At 43.9% G+C, this 18,879-nt stretch carries 16 protein-coding genes; 7 read left to right on the top strand and 9 right to left on the bottom strand.

Translation table 11 applies throughout. The annotated features are described in order from the left end of the window. Positions 1-2 precede the first annotated feature (2 nt). The gene (locus HMPREF1536_RS07290) at positions 3-1,364 is read right to left on the bottom strand and encodes a TrpB-like pyridoxal phosphate-dependent enzyme (protein ID WP_028726382.1); all 1,362 of its coding nucleotides are present in this window, start codon (positions 1,362-1,364) and stop codon (positions 3-5) included. A 157-nt stretch (positions 1,365-1,521) separates the two neighbouring features. On the opposite strand from HMPREF1536_RS07290, the gene HMPREF1536_RS07285 reads away from it, so the two are divergent. The 4 genes from HMPREF1536_RS07285 to HMPREF1536_RS07270 are packed head-to-tail and all read left to right on the top strand — an operon-like array spanning position 1,522 to position 6,083. Further along, positions 1,522-2,748: a membrane protein gene (locus HMPREF1536_RS07285; protein ID WP_028726381.1), complete on the top strand. Its 1,227-nt coding sequence runs from the start codon at positions 1,522-1,524 to the stop codon at positions 2,746-2,748. Positions 2,749-2,763: 15 nt separating this feature from the next. Then, on the top strand, positions 2,764-3,987 hold the full coding sequence (locus HMPREF1536_RS07280; RefSeq protein WP_028726380.1) for a DcaP family trimeric outer membrane transporter: 1,224 nt from the start codon (positions 2,764-2,766) through the stop codon (positions 3,985-3,987). Beyond that, on the top strand, positions 3,984-4,874 hold the full coding sequence (locus HMPREF1536_RS07275) for an SDR family oxidoreductase (protein ID WP_199884262.1): 891 nt from the start codon (positions 3,984-3,986) through the stop codon (positions 4,872-4,874). Before HMPREF1536_RS07280 ends, HMPREF1536_RS07275 begins: the two co-directional genes overlap by 4 nt. A gap of 21 nt (positions 4,875-4,895) precedes the next feature. Then, on the top strand, positions 4,896-6,083 hold the full coding sequence (locus tag HMPREF1536_RS07270; protein WP_028726378.1) for a phosphoribosylaminoimidazolecarboxamide formyltransferase: 1,188 nt from the start codon (positions 4,896-4,898) through the stop codon (positions 6,081-6,083). A 42-nt stretch (positions 6,084-6,125) separates the two neighbouring features. Here HMPREF1536_RS07270 and HMPREF1536_RS07265 read toward each other — a convergent pair whose 3' ends face one another. Further along, positions 6,126-7,379, bottom strand: a complete 1,254-nt coding sequence (locus HMPREF1536_RS07265; protein ID WP_028726377.1) for an ATP-binding protein — start codon at positions 7,377-7,379, stop codon at positions 6,126-6,128. 217 nt (positions 7,380-7,596) lie between these two features. Beyond that, positions 7,597-8,607, bottom strand: coding sequence for an aspartate-semialdehyde dehydrogenase (locus HMPREF1536_RS07260; RefSeq protein ID WP_028726376.1), 1,011 nt, complete (start codon positions 8,605-8,607; stop codon positions 7,597-7,599). Positions 8,608-8,736: 129 nt separating this feature from the next. On the opposite strand from HMPREF1536_RS07260, the gene HMPREF1536_RS07255 reads away from it, so the two are divergent. Then, the gene (locus tag HMPREF1536_RS07255) at positions 8,737-11,109 is read left to right on the top strand and encodes a lamin tail domain-containing protein (protein ID WP_028726375.1); all 2,373 of its coding nucleotides are present in this window, start codon (positions 8,737-8,739) and stop codon (positions 11,107-11,109) included. Positions 11,110-11,186: 77 nt separating this feature from the next. On the opposite strand, the gene HMPREF1536_RS07250 is transcribed toward HMPREF1536_RS07255, so the two are convergent. Beyond that, complete coding sequence (locus tag HMPREF1536_RS07250; protein WP_028726374.1) at positions 11,187-12,317, bottom strand: clostripain-related cysteine peptidase; 1,131 nt, start codon at positions 12,315-12,317, stop codon at positions 11,187-11,189. 147 nt (positions 12,318-12,464) lie between these two features. Here HMPREF1536_RS07250 and HMPREF1536_RS07245 point away from each other — a divergent pair, with 147 nt between their 5' ends. Further along, positions 12,465-13,028, top strand: a complete 564-nt coding sequence (locus tag HMPREF1536_RS07245) for a DUF3575 domain-containing protein (RefSeq protein ID WP_028726373.1) — start codon at positions 12,465-12,467, stop codon at positions 13,026-13,028. Positions 13,029-13,035: 7 nt separating this feature from the next. Continuing rightward, on the top strand, positions 13,036-13,545 hold the full coding sequence (locus HMPREF1536_RS07240; protein ID WP_028726372.1) for a DUF3868 domain-containing protein: 510 nt from the start codon (positions 13,036-13,038) through the stop codon (positions 13,543-13,545). A 500-nt stretch (positions 13,546-14,045) separates the two neighbouring features. Here HMPREF1536_RS07240 and HMPREF1536_RS07235 read toward each other — a convergent pair whose 3' ends face one another. The 5 genes from HMPREF1536_RS07235 to HMPREF1536_RS07215 form a co-directional block, all read right to left on the bottom strand. Further along, positions 14,046-14,948, bottom strand: a complete 903-nt coding sequence (locus HMPREF1536_RS07235; RefSeq protein ID WP_028726371.1) for a fimbrillin family protein — start codon at positions 14,946-14,948, stop codon at positions 14,046-14,048. A gap of 1 nt (position 14,949) precedes the next feature. Further along, positions 14,950-15,831: a fimbrillin family protein gene (locus HMPREF1536_RS07230; RefSeq protein WP_028726370.1), complete on the bottom strand. Its 882-nt coding sequence runs from the start codon at positions 15,829-15,831 to the stop codon at positions 14,950-14,952. A 122-nt stretch (positions 15,832-15,953) separates the two neighbouring features. After that, positions 15,954-16,928 (bottom strand): fimbrillin family protein, encoded by a 975-nt coding sequence (locus tag HMPREF1536_RS07225; protein ID WP_028726369.1) that lies wholly within the window; start codon positions 16,926-16,928, stop codon positions 15,954-15,956. A gap of 48 nt (positions 16,929-16,976) precedes the next feature. Beyond that, a complete protein-coding gene (locus HMPREF1536_RS07220; protein WP_028726368.1) occupies positions 16,977-17,888 on the bottom strand; it encodes a DUF5119 domain-containing protein in 912 nt (303 codons plus the stop codon). Positions 17,889-18,009: 121 nt separating this feature from the next. Next, the gene (locus HMPREF1536_RS07215) at positions 18,010-18,867 is read right to left on the bottom strand and encodes a helix-turn-helix domain-containing protein (RefSeq protein ID WP_028726367.1); all 858 of its coding nucleotides are present in this window, start codon (positions 18,865-18,867) and stop codon (positions 18,010-18,012) included. Between the last annotated feature and the right edge of the window lie 12 nt (positions 18,868-18,879).

Here is an 18,879-nt window from a genome sequence, read left to right as displayed (position 1 = left end):
GATCAGATAATCTTTTCTATTTCTGCTAAGTTCTTTGCTACATCCTCATCGGTAACTTCGTAGTTGCCCAGGTCGCCAGCCAGATACTGGTCGTAGGCGGCCATATCGATCAGTCCGTGGCCGGACAGGTTGAACAGGATGGTACGTTGCTTGCCTTCTTCTTTTGCTTGCAGCGCTTCGTTGATGGCAACGGCGATAGCGTGAGAAGATTCCGGAGCCGGGATAATACCTTCTGCCTGTGCAAACATAGTAGCTGCCTGGAATGTATCCAGTTGTTTTATGTCTGCGGCATTCATCAAACCGTCTTTCATCAGCTGGCTGACGATAGAACCGGCACCGTGGTAACGCAGGCCGCCGGCATGAATATTGGCGGGAGCGAAATTATGTCCTAACGTGAACATCGGGATCAGCGGGGTATAACCGGCTTCATCGCCGAAGTCGTACTGGAATTGTCCGCGTGTCAGCTTCGGGCAGGAAGCCGGTTCGGCAGCAACGATACGTATCTCTTTTCCTTCTGTCAGCTTGTGGCGCAGGAAGGGGAATGTAATACCTGAGAAGTTTGAACCGCCACCGAAGCAACCGATCACAACATCGGGATATTCGCCGGCCATTTCCATCTGCTTTTCAGCTTCGAGGCCGATCACGGTCTGGTGGAGCATGACGTGGTTCAATACACTACCTAAAGTATATTTACAGTTTGGTGTCTGCATTGCCAGTTCAACAGCTTCCGAGATCGCTGTACCCAGGCTTCCCTGATAATTAGGATGGTCTGTCAGGATCTTGCGTCCTGCTTTTGTGCTCATACTAGGAGAAGCGATCACCTGTGCACCGAATGTCTGCATGATCGAACGGCGGTAAGGTTTCTGGTGGTAGCTAACCTTTACCATGTAAACGGCCAGTTCCAGCCCGAATGCCTTGGCTGCATAAGAAAGGGCTGCACCCCATTGTCCGGCACCTGTTTCGGTCGTGATATTGGTTGTGCCTTCCTGTTTACAATAGTAAGCCTGTGCGAGAGCCGAGTTCAGTTTATGAGAACCGATCGGGCTGACACTTTCATTTTTGAAATAGATATGAGCCGGAGTATCCAGCATCTTTTCCAGGCCATAAGCACGAACCAGCGGAGTAGGACGCCATACCTTATATAGTTCACGTACTTCTTCCGGAATTTCGATCCATGCATCCGTAGTGTTCATTTCCTGGTGGGATACCCCTTTGGAAAATAAAGGATACAGGTCTTCTTCCTTCAACGGTTGCTTTGTCTGCGGATTTAACATAGGGCGTGGTTTGTTCTTCATGTCAGCCACTATGTTGTACCAGGCTGTAGGTATGTCTTTCTCCTCTAGTAAAAATTTTTTCGTACTCATAATTCTTTATGTAGTTTACATTATTAATCAAATTTGGCCTTTAAGGCTTACAACTTGGAAGCAAAGTAACAAATAATATTTCGTTCTTCAAATTGAATGAACAAAAATATATACCTTTGCGGCTTCAAACTAGACAAATAGGTAACAAACAACAACAATGAAAAAGCTGGCTCTGCTCTTGGTAAGTGCACTGACTTTGTTTTCCGCAACTGCCCAAAAGAAAAACTTTACTTACAAGTTTTATGGATTCGTACGTGGTGACCTGTTCTACAATACGCGTGCCAATATGGCTCCGGTAGACGGAAACTTTTACCTTTTCCCGCTGGATAAGAATCCGGATGAAGACGGGAAAGATCTGAATGCGACCCCGAATGGTAGCTTCTATACTTTTACTTCCCGTTTAGGGATCAGTGTAACAGGGCCGAATGTGGGTACAGCCCGTACTTCGGCTTGTCTGGAAACCGACTTCGGCGGCTTTTCGGGAAGCACCACGATGCTTCGTATCCGCCAGGCCTGGGTGGCGCTCGATTGGGAGAAGAGTAATGTATTGATCGGTCACACCTGGCATCCGTTGTTCGGTTCCGTTTTTCCGGATATGCTGAACCTGTCTACAGGGGCACCTTTTCAACCGTTTAATCGTAGTCCGCAACTCCGTTACCAATACAAGGCCGGTAAGGTGAAGCTGACGGCTTCTGCTATCTGGCAGCTGCAATACACGTCGAGCGGCCCGAAAGGAATGAGTGAAGATTATATTAAGAACAGTTGCGTACCGGAATTTTACGTGGGGGGCGATTATACTTCCGACAATGGCTGGTTGGCCGGAGCCGGTGTTCATTTGATTTCCCTGAAACCCCGTACGACCTCGGAGGTAGACGGTAAAACGTATAAAGTAAATGAGCGGATGACCACATATTCATACGAAGCTCACTTGAAATATACCGGCAGGAATTATACCTTTGCAGCCAAAAGCCTGATGGCATCCTGTCTGGATCAAACAGCCCTGATCGGTGGTTATGGTATCAGCTCGATCGATCCCCGGACAGGGGAACAGGAGTACACTCCTTTCCGTCATTCAACTACCTGGGCTAATTTTACTTACGGTACGAAATGGAAGACCGGGCTTTTTATGGGATATACCAAGAACCTGGGGACGGACGACGAACTGATTGCTTCGAAAACTGTCTATGGTATGGGATTGAATATCGATCAGTTGTTTACTGTGAATCTGAATTTATCATATAACCTGCCTCACTGGCAGATCGGACTTGAATATTCGCCGGCAACGGCCTGGTATGGTACGATCAACCAGAAGAGCGGGAAAGTGGGAGACACCCACGCCGTAACCAATCACCGGATACTGGGATTGGTTATGTATTATTTCTAAATTAAACGCTTTTGAATGAGAACGAAACTGAGCATGCTTTTACTGGCCGGACTGTTAGCGGTAACTACCGGTTATGCACAGAAGAAAAACTTTTCGTATAAGTTTTACGGACAGGTACGTGGTGATTTGTTTTATAACTCCCGGGCAAACTCCGAGATAGTAGACGGTTTGTTCCATCTTTATCCGCTGGATAAGAAACCGGATGCCGATGGCAACGACCTGAATGCTACGGCAAACGGTAGTTTCTACCTGCTTTATTCCCGGTTGGGGATAGATGCGGCAGGGCCGAATGTGGGGAAAGCGAAGACAACGGCCAAGCTGGAAGTTGACTTTCGTGGCTCGGGTAGTAACTTTGCGATGATCCGTGTGCGCCATGCTTATGTGAATCTCGATTGGGGCAAATCAGCCGTATTGATCGGCCAGACCTGGCATCCGCTGTTTGGCGATATCTTTCCGCAGATGCTGAACCTTTCTACCGGTGCTCCTTTCCAGGCGTTCAGCCGTAACCCGATGCTGCGTTACCGCTATACGGATAGCGGGTGGAGCCTGACCGGAGCGGCTATCTGGCAGTTGCAGTATCTCTCTACCGGCCCCAACGGGAAGAGCGAGGAATATATAAAGAATAGTTGTGTGCCCGAATTTTATGGCGGTATCGATTATAAATATAAGAACTGGACGGCAGGAGTCGGGGTGGATGTCCTTTCGCTGGCTCCCCGGGTGAAGTCTGAATTTAACGATAAAGTATATAAGGTAAAGGAGCGCATTACTTCCGTTTCGGTGGAGGCGCATGCCCGCTATACGGATGATAACTGGAAGATCTCCGCCAAGACAATTATGGGAGAGAACCTGGCTCACCTCTGTATGTTGGGTGGCTACGGCGTCAGCAGCATCGACAAACGTACCGGCGAACAGGAATATACGCCTTACCGCCATTCAATGACCTGGCTGAATATCGTATACGGAAAGAAATGGCAACCCGGCCTGTTTGTCGGTTATCTGAAGAACCTCGGAGCCGGTAAAGATATTGTCGGAGCGACCTATGGTGTCGGCCTGGATGTGGATCAGGTGTTTACAACCAATCTGCAAATGTCGTATGTGTTACCTCACTGGAAGCTGGGATTTGAATACAGCCCGTCATTGGCCTGGTATGGCGATAAAACACTGGCTGACGGACGTATCCGTGATACACACTCTGTAACGAATCACCGTATATTAGGTGTCTTAATCTATTCATTCTGATGAAAACACTGATAATCGGAGCCAACGGTTTCACGGGGAGACGGATTTTGCAGAATCTGTCCCAGCGTGGAGGATATGAACTGACAGGTTGCTCTCTGCACGGAGATATCGCCCCGGGAGATAATTACCGATTTGTCCGGGCTGATATCAACGATCACGCCATGATCGCGCAATTGGTGGATGAAATCCGCCCGGAGGTTGTGATCAATGGTTCCGCTCTTTCTGTTCCCGATTATTGCGAACTGCATCATGAGGAAGCTTATGCAGCCAATGTGCTGGCTGTCGAAAATATAGCCCGCTGTTGCGATAAACTGGGAAGCCGCTTTATCCACTTGTCTACCGATTTCGTATTTGACGGGAAGAAAACTACTTTGTATACTGAAGAAGATACGCCTGATCCGGTAAATTATTATGGTATCTCCAAATATCAGGGAGAGCTGGCTGTGGCAGCCAATTGCAGCAGTTATGCGAATGTCCGCGTAGTCGTTGTTTATGGCAAAGCCTTCCCCGGACAGCATGGCAATATCCTGCAACTGGTGAAGAACCGTTTGCAGGCAGGGCAGGAGATACGGGTCGTTTCCGATCAGTACCGCACGCCGACCTGGGTCAATGATATTGCTGACGGAGTGGAAAAGCTGATGCATATATCCCAAAACGGCATCTGGCATATTTGCGGTGGCGAATGCCTTTCCATTGCAGATATAGCTTATCGCGTAGCAGATTATTTCAAGCTGGATCGCTCGCTGATCCTTCCGGTCACTACTGAAGAAATGAACGAAGCAACGTCACGTCCGCGGTTCAGTGGGCTGAGTATCGAAAAAGCCCGTTGCGAATTAGGGTATAACCCGCATTCCCTGGAAGAAGGAATGGAAGAAATGAGATCGTAAATCATATATATAATAAGTAATATGAGTACAGAAAATAAGAACTCTCTGGAACTGAAGTACGGCTGTAACCCCAACCAGAAGCCGTCGCGCATCTTTATGCAGCAAGGGGAATTGCCAATTGAGGTATTGAACGGCCGTCCCGGATATATCAATTTCCTCGACGCCTTCAATAGCTGGCAATTAGTAAAGGAACTGAAAGAGGCTACCGGCCTTCCCGCAGCAGCATCTTTCAAGCATGTAAGCCCGGCCGGTGCGGCTGTCGGTATTGAAATGAGCGACACGCTGAAAAAGATCTATTTCGTGGATGACCTGCCGCTTACTCCTTTGGCTACAGCTTATGCCCGTGCCCGTGGTGCCGACCGTATGTCTTCTTACGGTGACTTTATCGCTTTGAGCGATACTTGCGACGAGGCTACCGCCCGCCTGATCAACCGTGAAGTTTCGGATGGTGTCATTGCGCCCGACTATACGCCGGAAGCCTTGGAGATCCTGAAGAACAAACGGAAAGGTACTTACAATGTAATCAAGATCGATCCCGCATATAAACCGGCTCCTATCGAACATAAGGATGTATTCGGTATCACGTTCGAGCAGGGACGCAATGAGATCAAACTGGATGAAAGCCTGTTGACGAATATCCCGACCAAGAGCAAAGAGTTTACAGAAGAAGCCAAACGCGACCTGATCATTGCCCTTATTACATTGAAATATACACAGAGTAACTCTGTTTGCTATGTAAAAGACGGACAGGCTATCGGTATCGGCGCCGGCCAGCAAAGCCGTATCCATTGTACCCGTCTGGCTGGTAACAAAGCGGATATCTGGTTCCTGCGTCAGCATCCGAAGGTAATGAATTTGCCTTGGATCGAAAAGATCCGCCGTGCCGACCGTGACAATACGATCGATGTGTATATCAGCGACGATCACGAAGATGTGTTGGCCGACGGTGTATGGCAACAGTTCTTCACCGAAAAACCGGAAGTGCTGACCCGCGAAGAAAAACGTGCCTGGTTGGATACGATGAACGGCGTTGCTTTAGGTTCGGATGCTTTCTTCCCCTTCGGCGACAACATCGAACGTGCCCACAAGAGCGGCGTTGAATATATTGCACAGGCAGGCGGCTCCGTCCGTGACGATAATGTAATCGATACCTGCGATAAATATGGTATGACGATGGCCTTTACGGGGGTACGGTTGTTCCATCATTAATTGATAATAGACGAATGGTTATTTGAATAGGCCTGGTTAGACTTATTCAAGTAACCATTTCCAGATAGGGAGGACGGCGATCTCTTTTCCGTCTTCCATGATTATTTCTTCTTCATCGTAAGTGATAATGAGTAATTTATCAACATCCATAATTTTCGCTATTTTCAATAGAGCGGTTATTTCGCGTTTACGTGTTGCTTCCTCTTTCAGACTGTATGATACTTGTACTGCAAGTTTCTTTGTCGGTATATAAAAGTCAACTTCAATATTTTGATGGTAAAAGTAAAGTTCATCTTCATATTTCTTTTTTAAACTGACAGCCACCAGATTTTCCAATAGTGAAGTGACCGGATCAATGAGGAATAGGTTCAGCAGGCCATTGTCAATAAAATAGTATTTCTGATTGGATACTTTCTCTACTAATTTGCTGGCATAATTCTCAATAGAAAAAATCAACCATGTCGCTTGTAGAAATTCCAGGTAATCAATAACAGTATCTGTGGTGACTTTAACTCCTGTGGACGAAACGATGTTTGACAGCCGATTGAATGAGGATGGCTGTTTTACGCTTTCCGCCAACTTGCGAATCAGGACTTTCATGGCTAAATCGTTTCGGATAGAATACCGTGTTATTAAATCACCGAAAAATATCTTATTGAATAAGCTGCTTAACCATTGGCGTTTTTCTATCTCTTCTATCAGTTCCAGTTCCGGTAGCCCGCCAAAGTAGAAATATGCAGAGAATGCACGGACTATTTCAGTACGATTTTTGAAATACCAGACCGGTTCAACAGTTATACTATTAGCTTTCAGATATTCCCGGAATGAAAAAGGATATACATTCTGAATGAGAAACCGACCACCAAGTGTTGTGGCAATCTCGCTACTTAGCATTTTGGCATTGCTTCCGGTGATGTATACCCTATATTTCTGATCGGCCAGCCGACGGGCAAACTTTTCCCAATGCTCCACTATCTGAATTTCGTCCAAAAAGAAGATTGGATGATGTGCATAAAGCTCTTCGTAACAGACTTTGATAAGATCCAGATCTTCGATTGTTAGGCCTACCAGACGGTCATCCTCGAAATTGAAATAAAGAATTTCCTCTATCTGGTGTCCTTCTCTCAATAAATGTTGTATCTGTTGATACATCAGATAAGACTTTCCGGCACGGCGAAGGCCGACAAACACATAGTTTAGCTGGTCTGATAGATGAATATCTCGTTCTATCAGTGTTATTTTCTCTACGAAATTTTGATATTCAATAATTAGAGACTTTATCACATCCTTTTCCATGTCGTTTTATCTTTTATACAGGCAAATATACTGCGATTTTATCGACTATAAAAGATAAAAGTCTGTTTATTTTGTCGATTATAAAAGACGAATATGCCTTTTTCATTCTGTAAGCAGGCGAACGTGATATAATAATGGTGTTTACTTAGGTATAAAAAACGAAAGGGACGGTCTCCAACAGACCGTCCCTCTCTTATATAGAAAGATTGTAAAGTTGTTATCCTATGTTCTTTACCTTGATCAGGTATTCGGCGATCTGAACAGCGTTCAGGGCGGCGCCTTTCTTGATCTGGTCGCTTACTGTCCAGAATGTCAGTCCGTTCGGGTTGCTGATATCCTTGCGGATACGACCTACGTAAACAGGTTCTTTATCGGCAACGAACAAAGGCATCGGGTAGTCTTTGTTTGCCGGATCGTCCTGCAGGATGATACCTTCGCCTTCGGCAAATGCCTTGCGAGCTTCTTCGATACTGATAGGACGTTCTGTTTCAATCCAGGTTGCTTCGCTATGGGCACGCATAACCGGAACACGTACACAGGTTGCGCTCACTTCGATATCGGAGTGCATGATCTTGCGTGTTTCGTTATACATCTTCATTTCTTCTTTCGTATAACCGTTTTCAGTGAACACATCTACGTGAGGGATCACGTTGTATGCCAACTGATAAGCGAATTTTTCTACAGTAGGTTCTTCGCCCTTCAACAGTTGTTCGTACTGCTTGATCAGTTCGGCCATAGCTGTTGCACCTGCACCACTGGCTGCCTGATAAGTGGCTACCTGTACGCGCTTAATGTGCGATACCTTTTCGATTGCCTTCAATGCAACGACCATCTGGATGGTAGTACAGTTCGGATTGGCAATGATACCGCGGGGACGATTCAGTGCATCTTCCGGGTTCACTTCTGGAACTACCAAAGGTACATCGTTTTCCATACGGAATGCGCTGGAGTTATCGATCATCACAGTACCATGTTTTGTAATGGTTTCTGCAAATTCGATAGATGTACCACCACCGGCCGAAACAAAAGCAACATCGATTCCCTTAAAGTCGTCGTTATGCTTAAGTTCCTTCACGGTATACTGTTTACCACGGAAGTCATAAACATGTCCGGCACTACGCGATGAGCCAAAAAGCACAAGCTCATCCATCGGGAAGTTTCTTTCGTCGAGTACGCGCAGGAATTCTTGTCCTACAGCTCCACTCACACCAACAATTGCTACTTTCATTTTGAGCACTAATTTAATTGTGATATAAAAAAATTGTTATAACTTTACCGCATCCAAAATCGGTTACGCGTATAGTTGTAAGCTATTAGCGTGCAAAGATAGATAATTTTATAACAAAACTATATAACTATGAAACAATTCATTCTATTTTTCCTCGTATTGCTTCCTGTTTGTGCATTTGCACAGTTCACAGAAACGTTTGATGGGCCTGAGATTAATTCCGCTAACCCGTGGGAGGGTCATTTGGACAAGTTTATAATCGATAAAGAGGGTTGGTTGCGGCTAAACGGAGTAGAAGGAGAGGTCGATACTGTTAGCTTGAGGTGTCCTATTTCCTATGCATCCACTATGCAGTGGGAATTTGATACCTGGATCGAGAATGCTCCGAGTAATGAAAATTACCTCCGTTTGTATCTGTATACAGAAGAGAGCGGTGCTTATTATTATGTACAAATCGGAGATGCAGGAGCAAAAAAAATCAGCCTCCGTACTAAAGGCTCTAAATCTCTGTTTACAATGAAAGAAAGTGATTTGCCAAAGGAGTCTGTATCTCTTTCTATAAAAGTAACATTAGAAGAAAATAAAGTTTGGACTATGTATTCTCGCAGAGCAGGAGAGTCTTCTTATCGCTTGGAGGGCCAGACTTCAACATTTCCTGTGAAAACGCCTCTGGAGAGCGGAAAGCTTATACTGAATATCAGACATACAAAAACACGTTACCGGAATTTTGCCATCGACAATTTAAAGGTCTTGCATGATATTACTCCAACCGATACCATTCCGGATGAAACTCCGGAAGATCCTGATCCGGAAGAACCGTTGCCACCTGATATTGTTTTGCCGAAACTGCTTTCTGTCGAACCGTTAAGTTTGTCTGAACTTCAGTTTACTTTTGATCAAGCGGTGAATATAACAGATGCCGAGTTCTCCATATCTAATATTGGTAAGGCTAATCGTGTGACATATACTGACGATGAAGAAATGACGATTGTGAATACCCGCTATCCAAAGGAGATGGTTGCGGGAGTAGAATATACAATTTCTTATAAAGGGATTACTGATAAGGAGGGAAACAAACTTTCCTCTTTCTCACAAGAGTTTAAACTGGAAGAAGAGGGAGAAGAAGCCACTTCCGGTTCTGTTCGGATAAACGAAATAATGGCAGATCCGAAAGGCTTGAAAGAATTACCTGAAACGGAGTATGTGGAGCTATATAATAAAACGGCCAATGTGATCAGCTTGGCAGACTGGCAGTTTTCCTATGGTGGAAAAGCTAAATCTATGGGCTCGTTTGAAATTCCGGCAAACGGTTATGCTGTACTTTTCCGTTCCGGACGTGATATAAAGATTGATCCTTCGGCTATAAAAGTACCATTAGATAATTTCCCGTCTCAATTGGCAAATGCAGGTAAGCAACTGCAATTACTCGATGCTTCGGGTAATCTGATCGACGAAGTAACTTACGATAAAGCCAAACCCGGCAAATCATGGGAACGTTCATCTTCCGGCTCTTGGCATCTTTCTTCCGATCCCCGAGGAGGAACACCCGGTTCGGCCAACTCTTCCGGGCAAGGAGAGCCGGAACAACCGGAAAAACCTGTTGAACCCGATAAGCCGGCAGAACCCGAAATCCCCGACGATCCTTCAGTTTCGCCAACTATCAAAGTTGAACCGAAAGAATTTATCTTTAATGAGCTTCTTCCCAACCCCTTTGCCGGAGGTAGCGAATACTTCGAGTTATATAACCGTTCCGACCGTTCTTTGCCTTTGTCCGGTTTGTCTGTCGCTGTGCGTAAAACGGATGGAACGTTGAGCACACGCTACCCGTTATCTTCAATAAATACGCTTATCGAGCCGGATGGTTATGCCGTACTGACCAAGAGTATTGAGGGAGTAGCTGATTTCTATATGGTGACGTCCCCTGCAGCCCTCTTTGAAATCTCAAAATTACCTATATTGGCAAATACATCTTCTACCCTTGTTTTGTTCCGTACTGAAGATGGAACGATAATCGACGAAGTGTCCTACTCTTCCAAATGGCATGCCTCTTCGATAAAAGATCAGAAAGGAGTCGCCCTTGAACGGATCGATCCCGAAGCCGAAACACAATCTCCTTCCAACTGGACTTCTGCATCAGCCACAGCAGGTTATGGAACTCCAGGATATCCTAATTCCCAATCTGATATTTCTTTCCCGAATGAACCGGATAAGCCGACCGGTATCGAAGCTCCTGAATGGGTTCCCGGTTCAAAGCATTACAAAATCACCTACTATCTGGATCAACCGGGATATAGTTGCCGTGCATTTGTTTTCAACACGATCGGGCAACGTGTAGCCGAGATAGCCAACCATGAACTGCTGGGACTTTCCGGTGAGTTAACCTGGGATGGCGCGTCACTGACTGGTAGCCACTTACGAACCGGCGTTTATATTTTCTATGCCGAACTGTATCATACCAGCGGTACGGTAAAAAGATATAAACAGGTATTCCTGGTTCGCTGAGAACGTGTGGATAAGTAGTAAAAGTTGCTATATTAGAGTACGATAACCATGTATTCTGATATAGCAACTAAATTCTTTTATTTATAAACCGCCTTATACCATTGTGTATTATTCCTGTACCAATCGGTTAGTTGAGTCAATTTTTCCTGTGGGGGATAAATGGATAAGCCGGAGAAGGTATCTACTTTTGTTGTTCCGCCTTTTGTACAATAAATATAATCAGTACTATATCTGTTCGTTACAGCTTTATCCATGCAGGCCGTAAAACGTGCATACTGCTCGTCCGTAGCTAAATGTTTGATAAGGTCGCTGAAGTCGTAAAGTCTTGTAGGAGCACTCGGAAGATAAGATAAAGTCTGTATCTCTCCAAGTGGTAACGAATATATCCCATCCTCCCCTCCGTTAGCGGAAATGATCTCTTTGGTGATAGCTGCGAGATTATCCAATTCGCTTGTATTTGTCACGGCAATGCAACCATAAGGACTTTCATTATTCTTATAAAATTCGTAAAAACCTTTTGCTATCCCTTCTAAGTTTACATTTTTCTCAAAGAAATAAGGTAATATAGTCTGGTAAGGGAAGCCCGCTGCAATAACTTCTGCCGGGGATGCGATGATATGATCCGCTTTATCCTTTAGCTCATAAACACATTCGACACCTCCCATGCTGCAAACATCAAAAAGAAGGAAATCAAAGTGATATTCATCGGGTATGCCCTCAGCCAGTTCATATATTTCCATATTTTTACCTCCTTCTTCTCCGAATGATTTTAGCATCTTATTATAACCGGAAGGCAACCAGGAAGTACCGTGGCTAGAGAAGATCATACCATAACTTTCAGCAGGGAAATCGGTAACTACTTTGTTGATAACACTTCTCATTACCTCCGGATCGATTGCGCTTTGATTGGTATAATCAGCGATATGATGCTTGGTCACAACGCCGTTCGAACCTTCTTTGATCTGATAGAGTTCTGCTGACTTATCACTCTTGGAATAATAAATAATGAGATTTCCACCATTCAGGTTTTTGGGAGTGGCAACAGAGATCATACTGTCAATATTTTTATTGATATACGATCCCAGATTACTGGCTACTACATATACCAGAACTGTCCGTTTGGGCCCTTGTTCCTCAAATTCCTCTTTCGTACAACTACCAAAAGTGAGTATGGTAAGTAGGATATATATAAAATATTTACTCTTCATATTATGTTATGTATGCTGAAGATTACAAAGGTACGGATAATTTTTATCCAGACGCTGAATTTAATATCATTTCTATCTATCTGAATATACTTTTTGTTTATATTTGTGAACTTAAATGAATTGAGAATCAAAGATTAAATAACTGGTATGAATAAACTCTTGTTGATATTCCTGACATCTTTGTGTATAGGGATAGGGGTAAAGGCACAAGTTGTAGCTGTAAAGACCAACTTGCTTTATGATGCGACAGCAACTGTCAACCTCGGGGCTGAGGTCGCTTTCAATAAACACTGGACATTGGATATTTCCGGTAACTATAATGGTTGGGAGGTTGCCAGCGACAAATCGTGGAAACACTGGTTGGTGCAACCCGAGGGCCGTTACTGGCTGCATGAGAAGTTTAACGGGCATTATTTCGGCGTTCATGGCATTTACATGGATTATGATATGTCTAACGTGAACTTCATGTCGGTGATGAAAAAAGACTTTGCCTATGATGGCAATGCTTACGGGGGCGGTATCTCGTACGGATATCAGTTATATCTTTCTCCGCGCTGGAACCTGGAGTTCTCTGCAGGTGTGGGATTTGTGCATTTCGAATACGATAAATCGGCGTTTCCTGCTACTGATGATAACGTATCCGCCAAATACCGCAATAATTATTTCGGGCCGACAAAGCTTGGCGTAAGTATTACTTATATCATTAAATAAGCGAACAATGAAAACTTCATTCTACATATTCTTTTTCTTCCTGATCATGCAGGTGCTGCCGTCTGAGGCGCAGACGGCTGTTTACCAGGGAATGGTTAATATCAAGCCGAATAAGATTGAACTTGAAAAGGGTGTTTTATCGTTGGATATGAACGTCAGCCTGTGTGGTTTGTCGGTGGCACGCCATCAAAGCCTGCTGTTGACTCCGGTGTTGCGTAACGGCGATAAGTCTTTGCGTCTGCAGCCTATCCGGGTTAACGGTGCTAACAAGCAGAAGATGTATAAACGCACACTGGCACTTCAAGGTAAGATGGCAGCCGATGGTAACACTTATGTGACTTTGGAGAGTGATCCAGCTCTGTTGCAGGAGGTTACTTATAAGAAAGAGGTGCCTTTTCAGGCCTGGATGGAACATGCCGAACTGATTCTTGTCGGCGAATTGAATAATTATGATGATATCCCGGTTCAAACTTATACGGATGTCCTAACGGATGATTTGAATATCCGGCAGGAATAGGGTTCATGCGTTCATATCTGCGTTTGTTCGTTGATATACAATATCTATATCCGTTGTAGTGACTTCATTTTGCCTTCATATCGGATTCATATAGCCTTCATCGGATAACATTTATCACATGAAGGCTATATGAACCCGACATGAAGGCTGTATGAACCCGGAAGGTTGTTGCAATAGTCCTATTATCAGGCATATATGCAGATATGAATGCATGAATCCAATATTCTACAAAACTTATTTGAAGTGAGTATCAGATAGCTGCGGCAACCATAAATATTGACTGCGGCAGTGGTTTAAAATGGCTGCGGCAGTCACTGAAAATGGGTGCCGCAGCCATTTTTATTGAGTGCCTACCCGTTGAGGAGCCGATGCCTACCCATTTTCATAAAGTCGCAAGCTTTTCAGCGAAAGGCTGTACGCTTTTTCCCTATACCCCGCAAGGTTTTCCCCTTAAGGATAAGGAGTAACAGGATATAGGGTATAAGTCGATACTATATAGGCTAGAAATAAACTGTTTCGTTACTTGTCCCTCCATCCACCCAAGGATTGATACTCCCGGAAATAGTGATGTCTTTCGCTTGTATAGTAAATGAATAAGTTTGTTTTTTTCCTCCTTCGAATGCTTTTGTTGATTCGATGCGATAATCTTTGTCGCTCATCCTAACAATAAATACGGGCTTCTCTATGGGATAAAGAAGGTAGTTTATCACGATTGTTTCTTCGGTGGGTGTCATTGTCGTGTTCTGTCCGCTGATAATTGTATAAGGACTGGTTGAGGGAGCGGCATTTAATTTACCAGTTTGTACGTTTAGTTGTATAGACGAGGGGTAATTCTCCAGCGAAATGCTTTGCAGGATCATATCTTCTTTAATATCATCCGCCTTCTTGAATTTAAGGGTGATAGCAGATAAGATATGGTTGAAGGAAAGATTGATTGGTGTGTCAGCTGTCGTTTTATCCTTGTTTTTCACGGGAGTAGCCCACATGATGTCATCTTGTTTTTTTAGATCGAACGGGATGTTAGAAGGATTGGCTGCTGCTATATATGGATAGTAGGCATAAAAGTTTAGTAGCGTGTCAGGGTTGATAGGGTAGTGGGCGTGTAAATCACTAGTAAATTCATTGCTTCCGGCTACTTTGATATATTGTGCGTTATTTAAATCTTTACGAAGGGATTGGTTTGTTGTGCTACCATCGGTGTGCCCCCAACCGAAGATACCGATAGCTGCCTTATCTGGAAAATCATTGCTTTCCGTAATAGCTTTGGATACGATGTTTGTTATTTCTCCTCCGAATCGTATGACCGCACCATTAACCGTCTCGTTTTGGGGAACATCGTTGTCACTATTACAGCCGAATATGAGAACGAGTAGGGTAATTATGAAATATCTTTTGTTTGTCATATTAAATATCTTCTGTTACGACAGGTGTTGTCATAGGATTGTTTAATGAGTTGATAGAAATGGTTAAGGTGTAGACAGAGCTTTCCTGCCAGGAGGTTGTTGCCTGTTGATCGAATGTAACAGGGTAATAGTTATCTCCTATTAGTAAGGAAAAACTGTATTCGCTTTTGGGGAATAGTAATAATTCTCCTGATATTTCTGTTTCTGCATTTATGTCTAATTGGTCAAAAGTCAAATTGGTAGCTAGCTTGAATGTCTTTGTTATTTCGGATGTAATATATAATTCCCCATTTGTAAGATTCATCGTTCCGGAGTTGGGGCCGGTTGCGATGATGCTAACGGGTTCTTGTCGTTCTAATGTATCTATGGTGTTGTTTTTAAGTTTAAATTTGATTTGTGCCAGTTTATGATCGAAAGTTAAATTGACAGTTGTAGGGTTACGCTTATTTCCTGCCGGGGCGGAAGCGTACATTAAATCATCTTTTCCTGATATGGAAAAGGCTATTTCGTTTGTAGCGGTTGATTGGTAAATGTCTTGTATGTTGGAAGGGTAGAAACTGTATATGGTAACGTTGCTACCGTCTACCGGATAAACGAGTGGAGATTCGAATTCTAGTTCGGAATTCAGTGAGTTGGTATAGGGAGTTATACCATTGGTATACGAATTGTCAGTTTCGCTTGTCCTGTATATTCTAATATTAGAGATATTATCGGAAGTGAAAGCATCAATAACCGCTTTGGTGTTTACATCAATCTGCTTGGGGGTAGTGATAAGAATAGGGATAGGCTTCTCTATGATTTTATCAGCTTCCTCGGCAACTTCGCTACTGCATCCGCAGAGGATGAGTAGGAGTGTTAGTATGTATGAGGGGTGAGCTTTCATGAGGTAGTTCCTTGTGTTAAATATTGTTTGTGTAGCTTGATATAAAGCACATTAATAACACTGATTTTTATGAATAATTATATTATCATATACGATCAGTGTTACTAATGACTTCCTGTTTGTTAGTCTACCGTACCTTCACCTCCGGCAACAGGTGTCCATGCAGTAACAGAAGCTGTAGATTCAATTTCGTTAGCCTTAAATGTTAAGGTTACTGTATAAGCTTCTCCTGCTAATGTAGTGTTTGCTGGGCGAGGGTTTTCTCCTGTTCTTTCAGGAATTGTGATAATCACATCCTTGGTAGTTTTATCAGTTGTTACTGCTAAAGTTATTTGACTTCCTTGTGGGGGAATCATACAATATCCTGCATCATCAGTTGTTGTTGCAATTGTGGGAAATCCAGAGGCGGGAGCCTCAAAATTAATAGCAGTAGCTTCGTTGTCGTTAGTAACAACTGTTAATTTCCCAGTTGATAGTGCTAAAGTATATTTTGGCTGAATACTTTTTACTGAAATAGAACTGATTGTACCCCATGCTGCAGCTGCTGCGTTTGCTTCAGCTTCAGTTGTTCCCCCTGTAATTTTTAATACAAGTTGAGATAGTAAATGGTTAAAATTTGGTGTTAATGCAGTTGTCTTTTCTTTGTTGCCATCCACTCTTTCAGCATACATGATATCTGTATTACCATCTATTGTATATTCTACTGCTCCAGATGTTACGGTCCTTTTAGGATGATAACCAATCATGTATGCACTGGTTGCCTTGTCTGCAGGGTAGTAGGGAACAGGAGTAAAAGTAATTGCTCCCCCTGCAGCAATCTTAGCACTGTATTCCGTAGGGCTGGTAGTCCAATCAATTGTATTAGCGTCTGCGGGTTTTGCATCTTTTCTAATAAATCCAATGTCATCAATGGCGGTATTAACATCATTAATTGGACCTGTTGCTCTAGTTTCGATATTAAGCACTTTTGCACTCATTTTAATCTCCACCGGTGCATCCTTAGTAAGATCATCTATCCCATCACTCTCGCTTGTACAAGCGGTCATTGCTGCAACAGTTGCAGCAATTGAAATCATACTTAATACTAATGTCTTCATAACTATAAAAATTAAATTGTTTGAACTTTATTCGTTGCTTGTTAATGTCTATTCAATGACCATGTTATCGCCGGCGGAGACTTCCCAGTTGTTGATTTTAACAGTGAAGGAAGCGGTCTTTTCTACCGTTACGGATACGTCTACATTTACGTTGTTGCTTTCCGTGCTACCGATCGAGTCACCCAAATCGATTGTGGCGGAAGAGGTACTGCCGTCAGTGAGGGTGAAATCCAGCTTGACCTCGTTTGTGGGGGTGGCGGGAGGAGTTTCTCCGGGCTTGGGGGCGGTTCCTAGTATCATGATGTTTGCTTTTACTCCTTCCTTTGAGGGAGCGGCTTCAAAGTTTACTGTGGTTGTTTTGTCCGGTACGATCTCTAACTTGCTCAGGCTGAAGGCTGCCGGTACTCCCGATAACATCCCTTTGCAGTCTTTTATATACTCCATACCGTCGACTTTGATGTCGAGCGTTACTTCGCGGATCAAGGGGGCCGGACTGAACTCACGTTTGTTTTGTGTGCCTTCGTCGGCTTCCACTTCCAGGTCATTGATGGCGATCCCGTATAAAGGAATCTGTCCCGATACTACGCTTCCGGATGCTTTTGTCTCCGGGATGTATGCTTCTGCCGTTTCGAACGACTCCATGTTGCGGAACTGAATATTATCCGCGTCACAGTTGAAGATCAGCAAACGGTATTTATCCGGTGGCAACGTGAACTTCAAACCTTCGGCATCGCCTTCGATCTGTGTCATCGCTCCCTTTTCCATGGGATAAAAGCAATAACGTAATTTCCGGGGTGCTTCGTAGCCGCTCATGGCCTGTTCCCATTTCAACGAATACGAGATAAAGCCATAGGAGGTCTGTTCTGACTTATCTTCGGGACTGCATTTTATGAAACATGTAATGATCAATAATATGCAGACTGCTATGCCACACGAGCAACCGACTTCTCCCTTTATCATCGTCTAATAATCGTTGATTTTCATTTCTTTTTCTCTATGGCGCAAATGTATCGGGAAAAAGCAGACATAAAATTGCTTTTTCTATTCAATAAGTTGTAAAAAATGTAATAAGCTTTGATTTTTACTGCTTTTCGCCTCTCTGAGTACGAATGGCACGGGGAGACTGCCCGAAATTAGTCCGGCAGAAGTGGGAAAAGTTGGAAAGAGACTCGAAACCGTATTTATAACTGATCTCGGAGATAGACATTTCGGTTGTGGTCAGATCGTTCTGGATGTCTTCACGTTTCTTCTTCAACATCCACTGATAGGCCGGTTCGCCGAACGTTTCCTTAAACAGACGGCGGAAAGTAGGTGTACTGTAGCCTCCCATCTGGGCGAAGGCTTCCACATCCTTTGCCTTCATATAATTCTGCATGACGAAGTAACGGAAGCTTTTGCTGTACCGGTAGATCGGGGAATAGAATGCAGCCAGGTCTTTTAATGTATAGTAGCAGTTCAGCAGATAGACAAGTTCTGTCCGTTTGGCTTGCAGGAAACCGGCACATAGCAACTCGTCATTCAGATACATCCTCATTCCTTCCACGAAAAAGCGTAAAGGCGGGCACATATCCAACACTACCGACTCGGTGCGCGCTGTCTCGGCTATGCTTGCCCCTTTGTTGAAGCGCTCGCTGCATACGTTGATCGGGCGTTCGAACAGGTAAAGGATACATTCGCACGCCTCGAGTACTTTGAATTCTACTTTTGAACCGATCGGCTGCAGAATGAACTGGCCTTCACTGAAAATGGTATTGGGATGTTCTTCACTGTTTACCAGGACACTACCTTTCAGCAGAAAATAGAGTGTATTCTGCATGCATCTTTCCTGAGGGAGTATGATCCCCTTAGGATAAGAACGGTATTTAAAGATTTGCTTCCTGTATTCGGCACAGGAGGCACAATCTGTGAATTTGGTGTATCTCAGGTCTTGTGAGAACATATTACCCTTTTA

Source organism: Parabacteroides gordonii MS-1 = DSM 23371 (genome assembly GCF_000969825.1).
In the GTDB taxonomy this organism is placed as follows: domain Bacteria; phylum Bacteroidota; class Bacteroidia; order Bacteroidales; family Tannerellaceae; genus Parabacteroides; species Parabacteroides gordonii.
This window is presented reverse-complemented; position numbering and strand designations above follow the sequence as displayed.

Excerpts from the sequence above, each read along its gene's own strand:
- HMPREF1536_RS07290 (WP_028726382.1), bottom strand. The coding sequence starts at position 1,364 with ATGAGTACGAAAAAATTTTTACTAGAGGAGAAAGACATACCTACAGCC.
- HMPREF1536_RS07285 (WP_028726381.1), top strand. The coding sequence starts at position 1,522 with ATGAAAAAGCTGGCTCTGCTCTTGGTAAGTGCACTGACTTTGTTTTCC.
- HMPREF1536_RS07280 (WP_028726380.1), top strand. The coding sequence starts at position 2,764 with ATGAGAACGAAACTGAGCATGCTTTTACTGGCCGGACTGTTAGCGGTA.
- HMPREF1536_RS07270 (WP_028726378.1), top strand. The coding sequence starts at position 4,896 with ATGAGTACAGAAAATAAGAACTCTCTGGAACTGAAGTACGGCTGTAAC.
- HMPREF1536_RS07265 (WP_028726377.1), bottom strand. The coding sequence starts at position 7,379 with ATGGAAAAGGATGTGATAAAGTCTCTAATTATTGAATATCAAAATTTC.
- HMPREF1536_RS07260 (WP_028726376.1), bottom strand. The coding sequence starts at position 8,607 with ATGAAAGTAGCAATTGTTGGTGTGAGTGGAGCTGTAGGACAAGAATTC.
- HMPREF1536_RS07255 (WP_028726375.1), top strand. The coding sequence starts at position 8,737 with ATGAAACAATTCATTCTATTTTTCCTCGTATTGCTTCCTGTTTGTGCA.
- HMPREF1536_RS07250 (WP_028726374.1), bottom strand. The coding sequence starts at position 12,317 with ATGAAGAGTAAATATTTTATATATATCCTACTTACCATACTCACTTTT.
- HMPREF1536_RS07245 (WP_028726373.1), top strand. The coding sequence starts at position 12,465 with ATGAATAAACTCTTGTTGATATTCCTGACATCTTTGTGTATAGGGATA.
- HMPREF1536_RS07240 (WP_028726372.1), top strand. The coding sequence starts at position 13,036 with ATGAAAACTTCATTCTACATATTCTTTTTCTTCCTGATCATGCAGGTG.
- HMPREF1536_RS07235 (WP_028726371.1), bottom strand. The coding sequence starts at position 14,948 with ATGACAAACAAAAGATATTTCATAATTACCCTACTCGTTCTCATATTC.
- HMPREF1536_RS07230 (WP_028726370.1), bottom strand. The coding sequence starts at position 15,831 with ATGAAAGCTCACCCCTCATACATACTAACACTCCTACTCATCCTCTGC.
- HMPREF1536_RS07225 (WP_028726369.1), bottom strand. The coding sequence starts at position 16,928 with ATGAAGACATTAGTATTAAGTATGATTTCAATTGCTGCAACTGTTGCA.
- HMPREF1536_RS07220 (WP_028726368.1), bottom strand. The coding sequence starts at position 17,888 with ATGATAAAGGGAGAAGTCGGTTGCTCGTGTGGCATAGCAGTCTGCATA.
- HMPREF1536_RS07215 (WP_028726367.1), bottom strand. The coding sequence starts at position 18,867 with ATGTTCTCACAAGACCTGAGATACACCAAATTCACAGATTGTGCCTCC.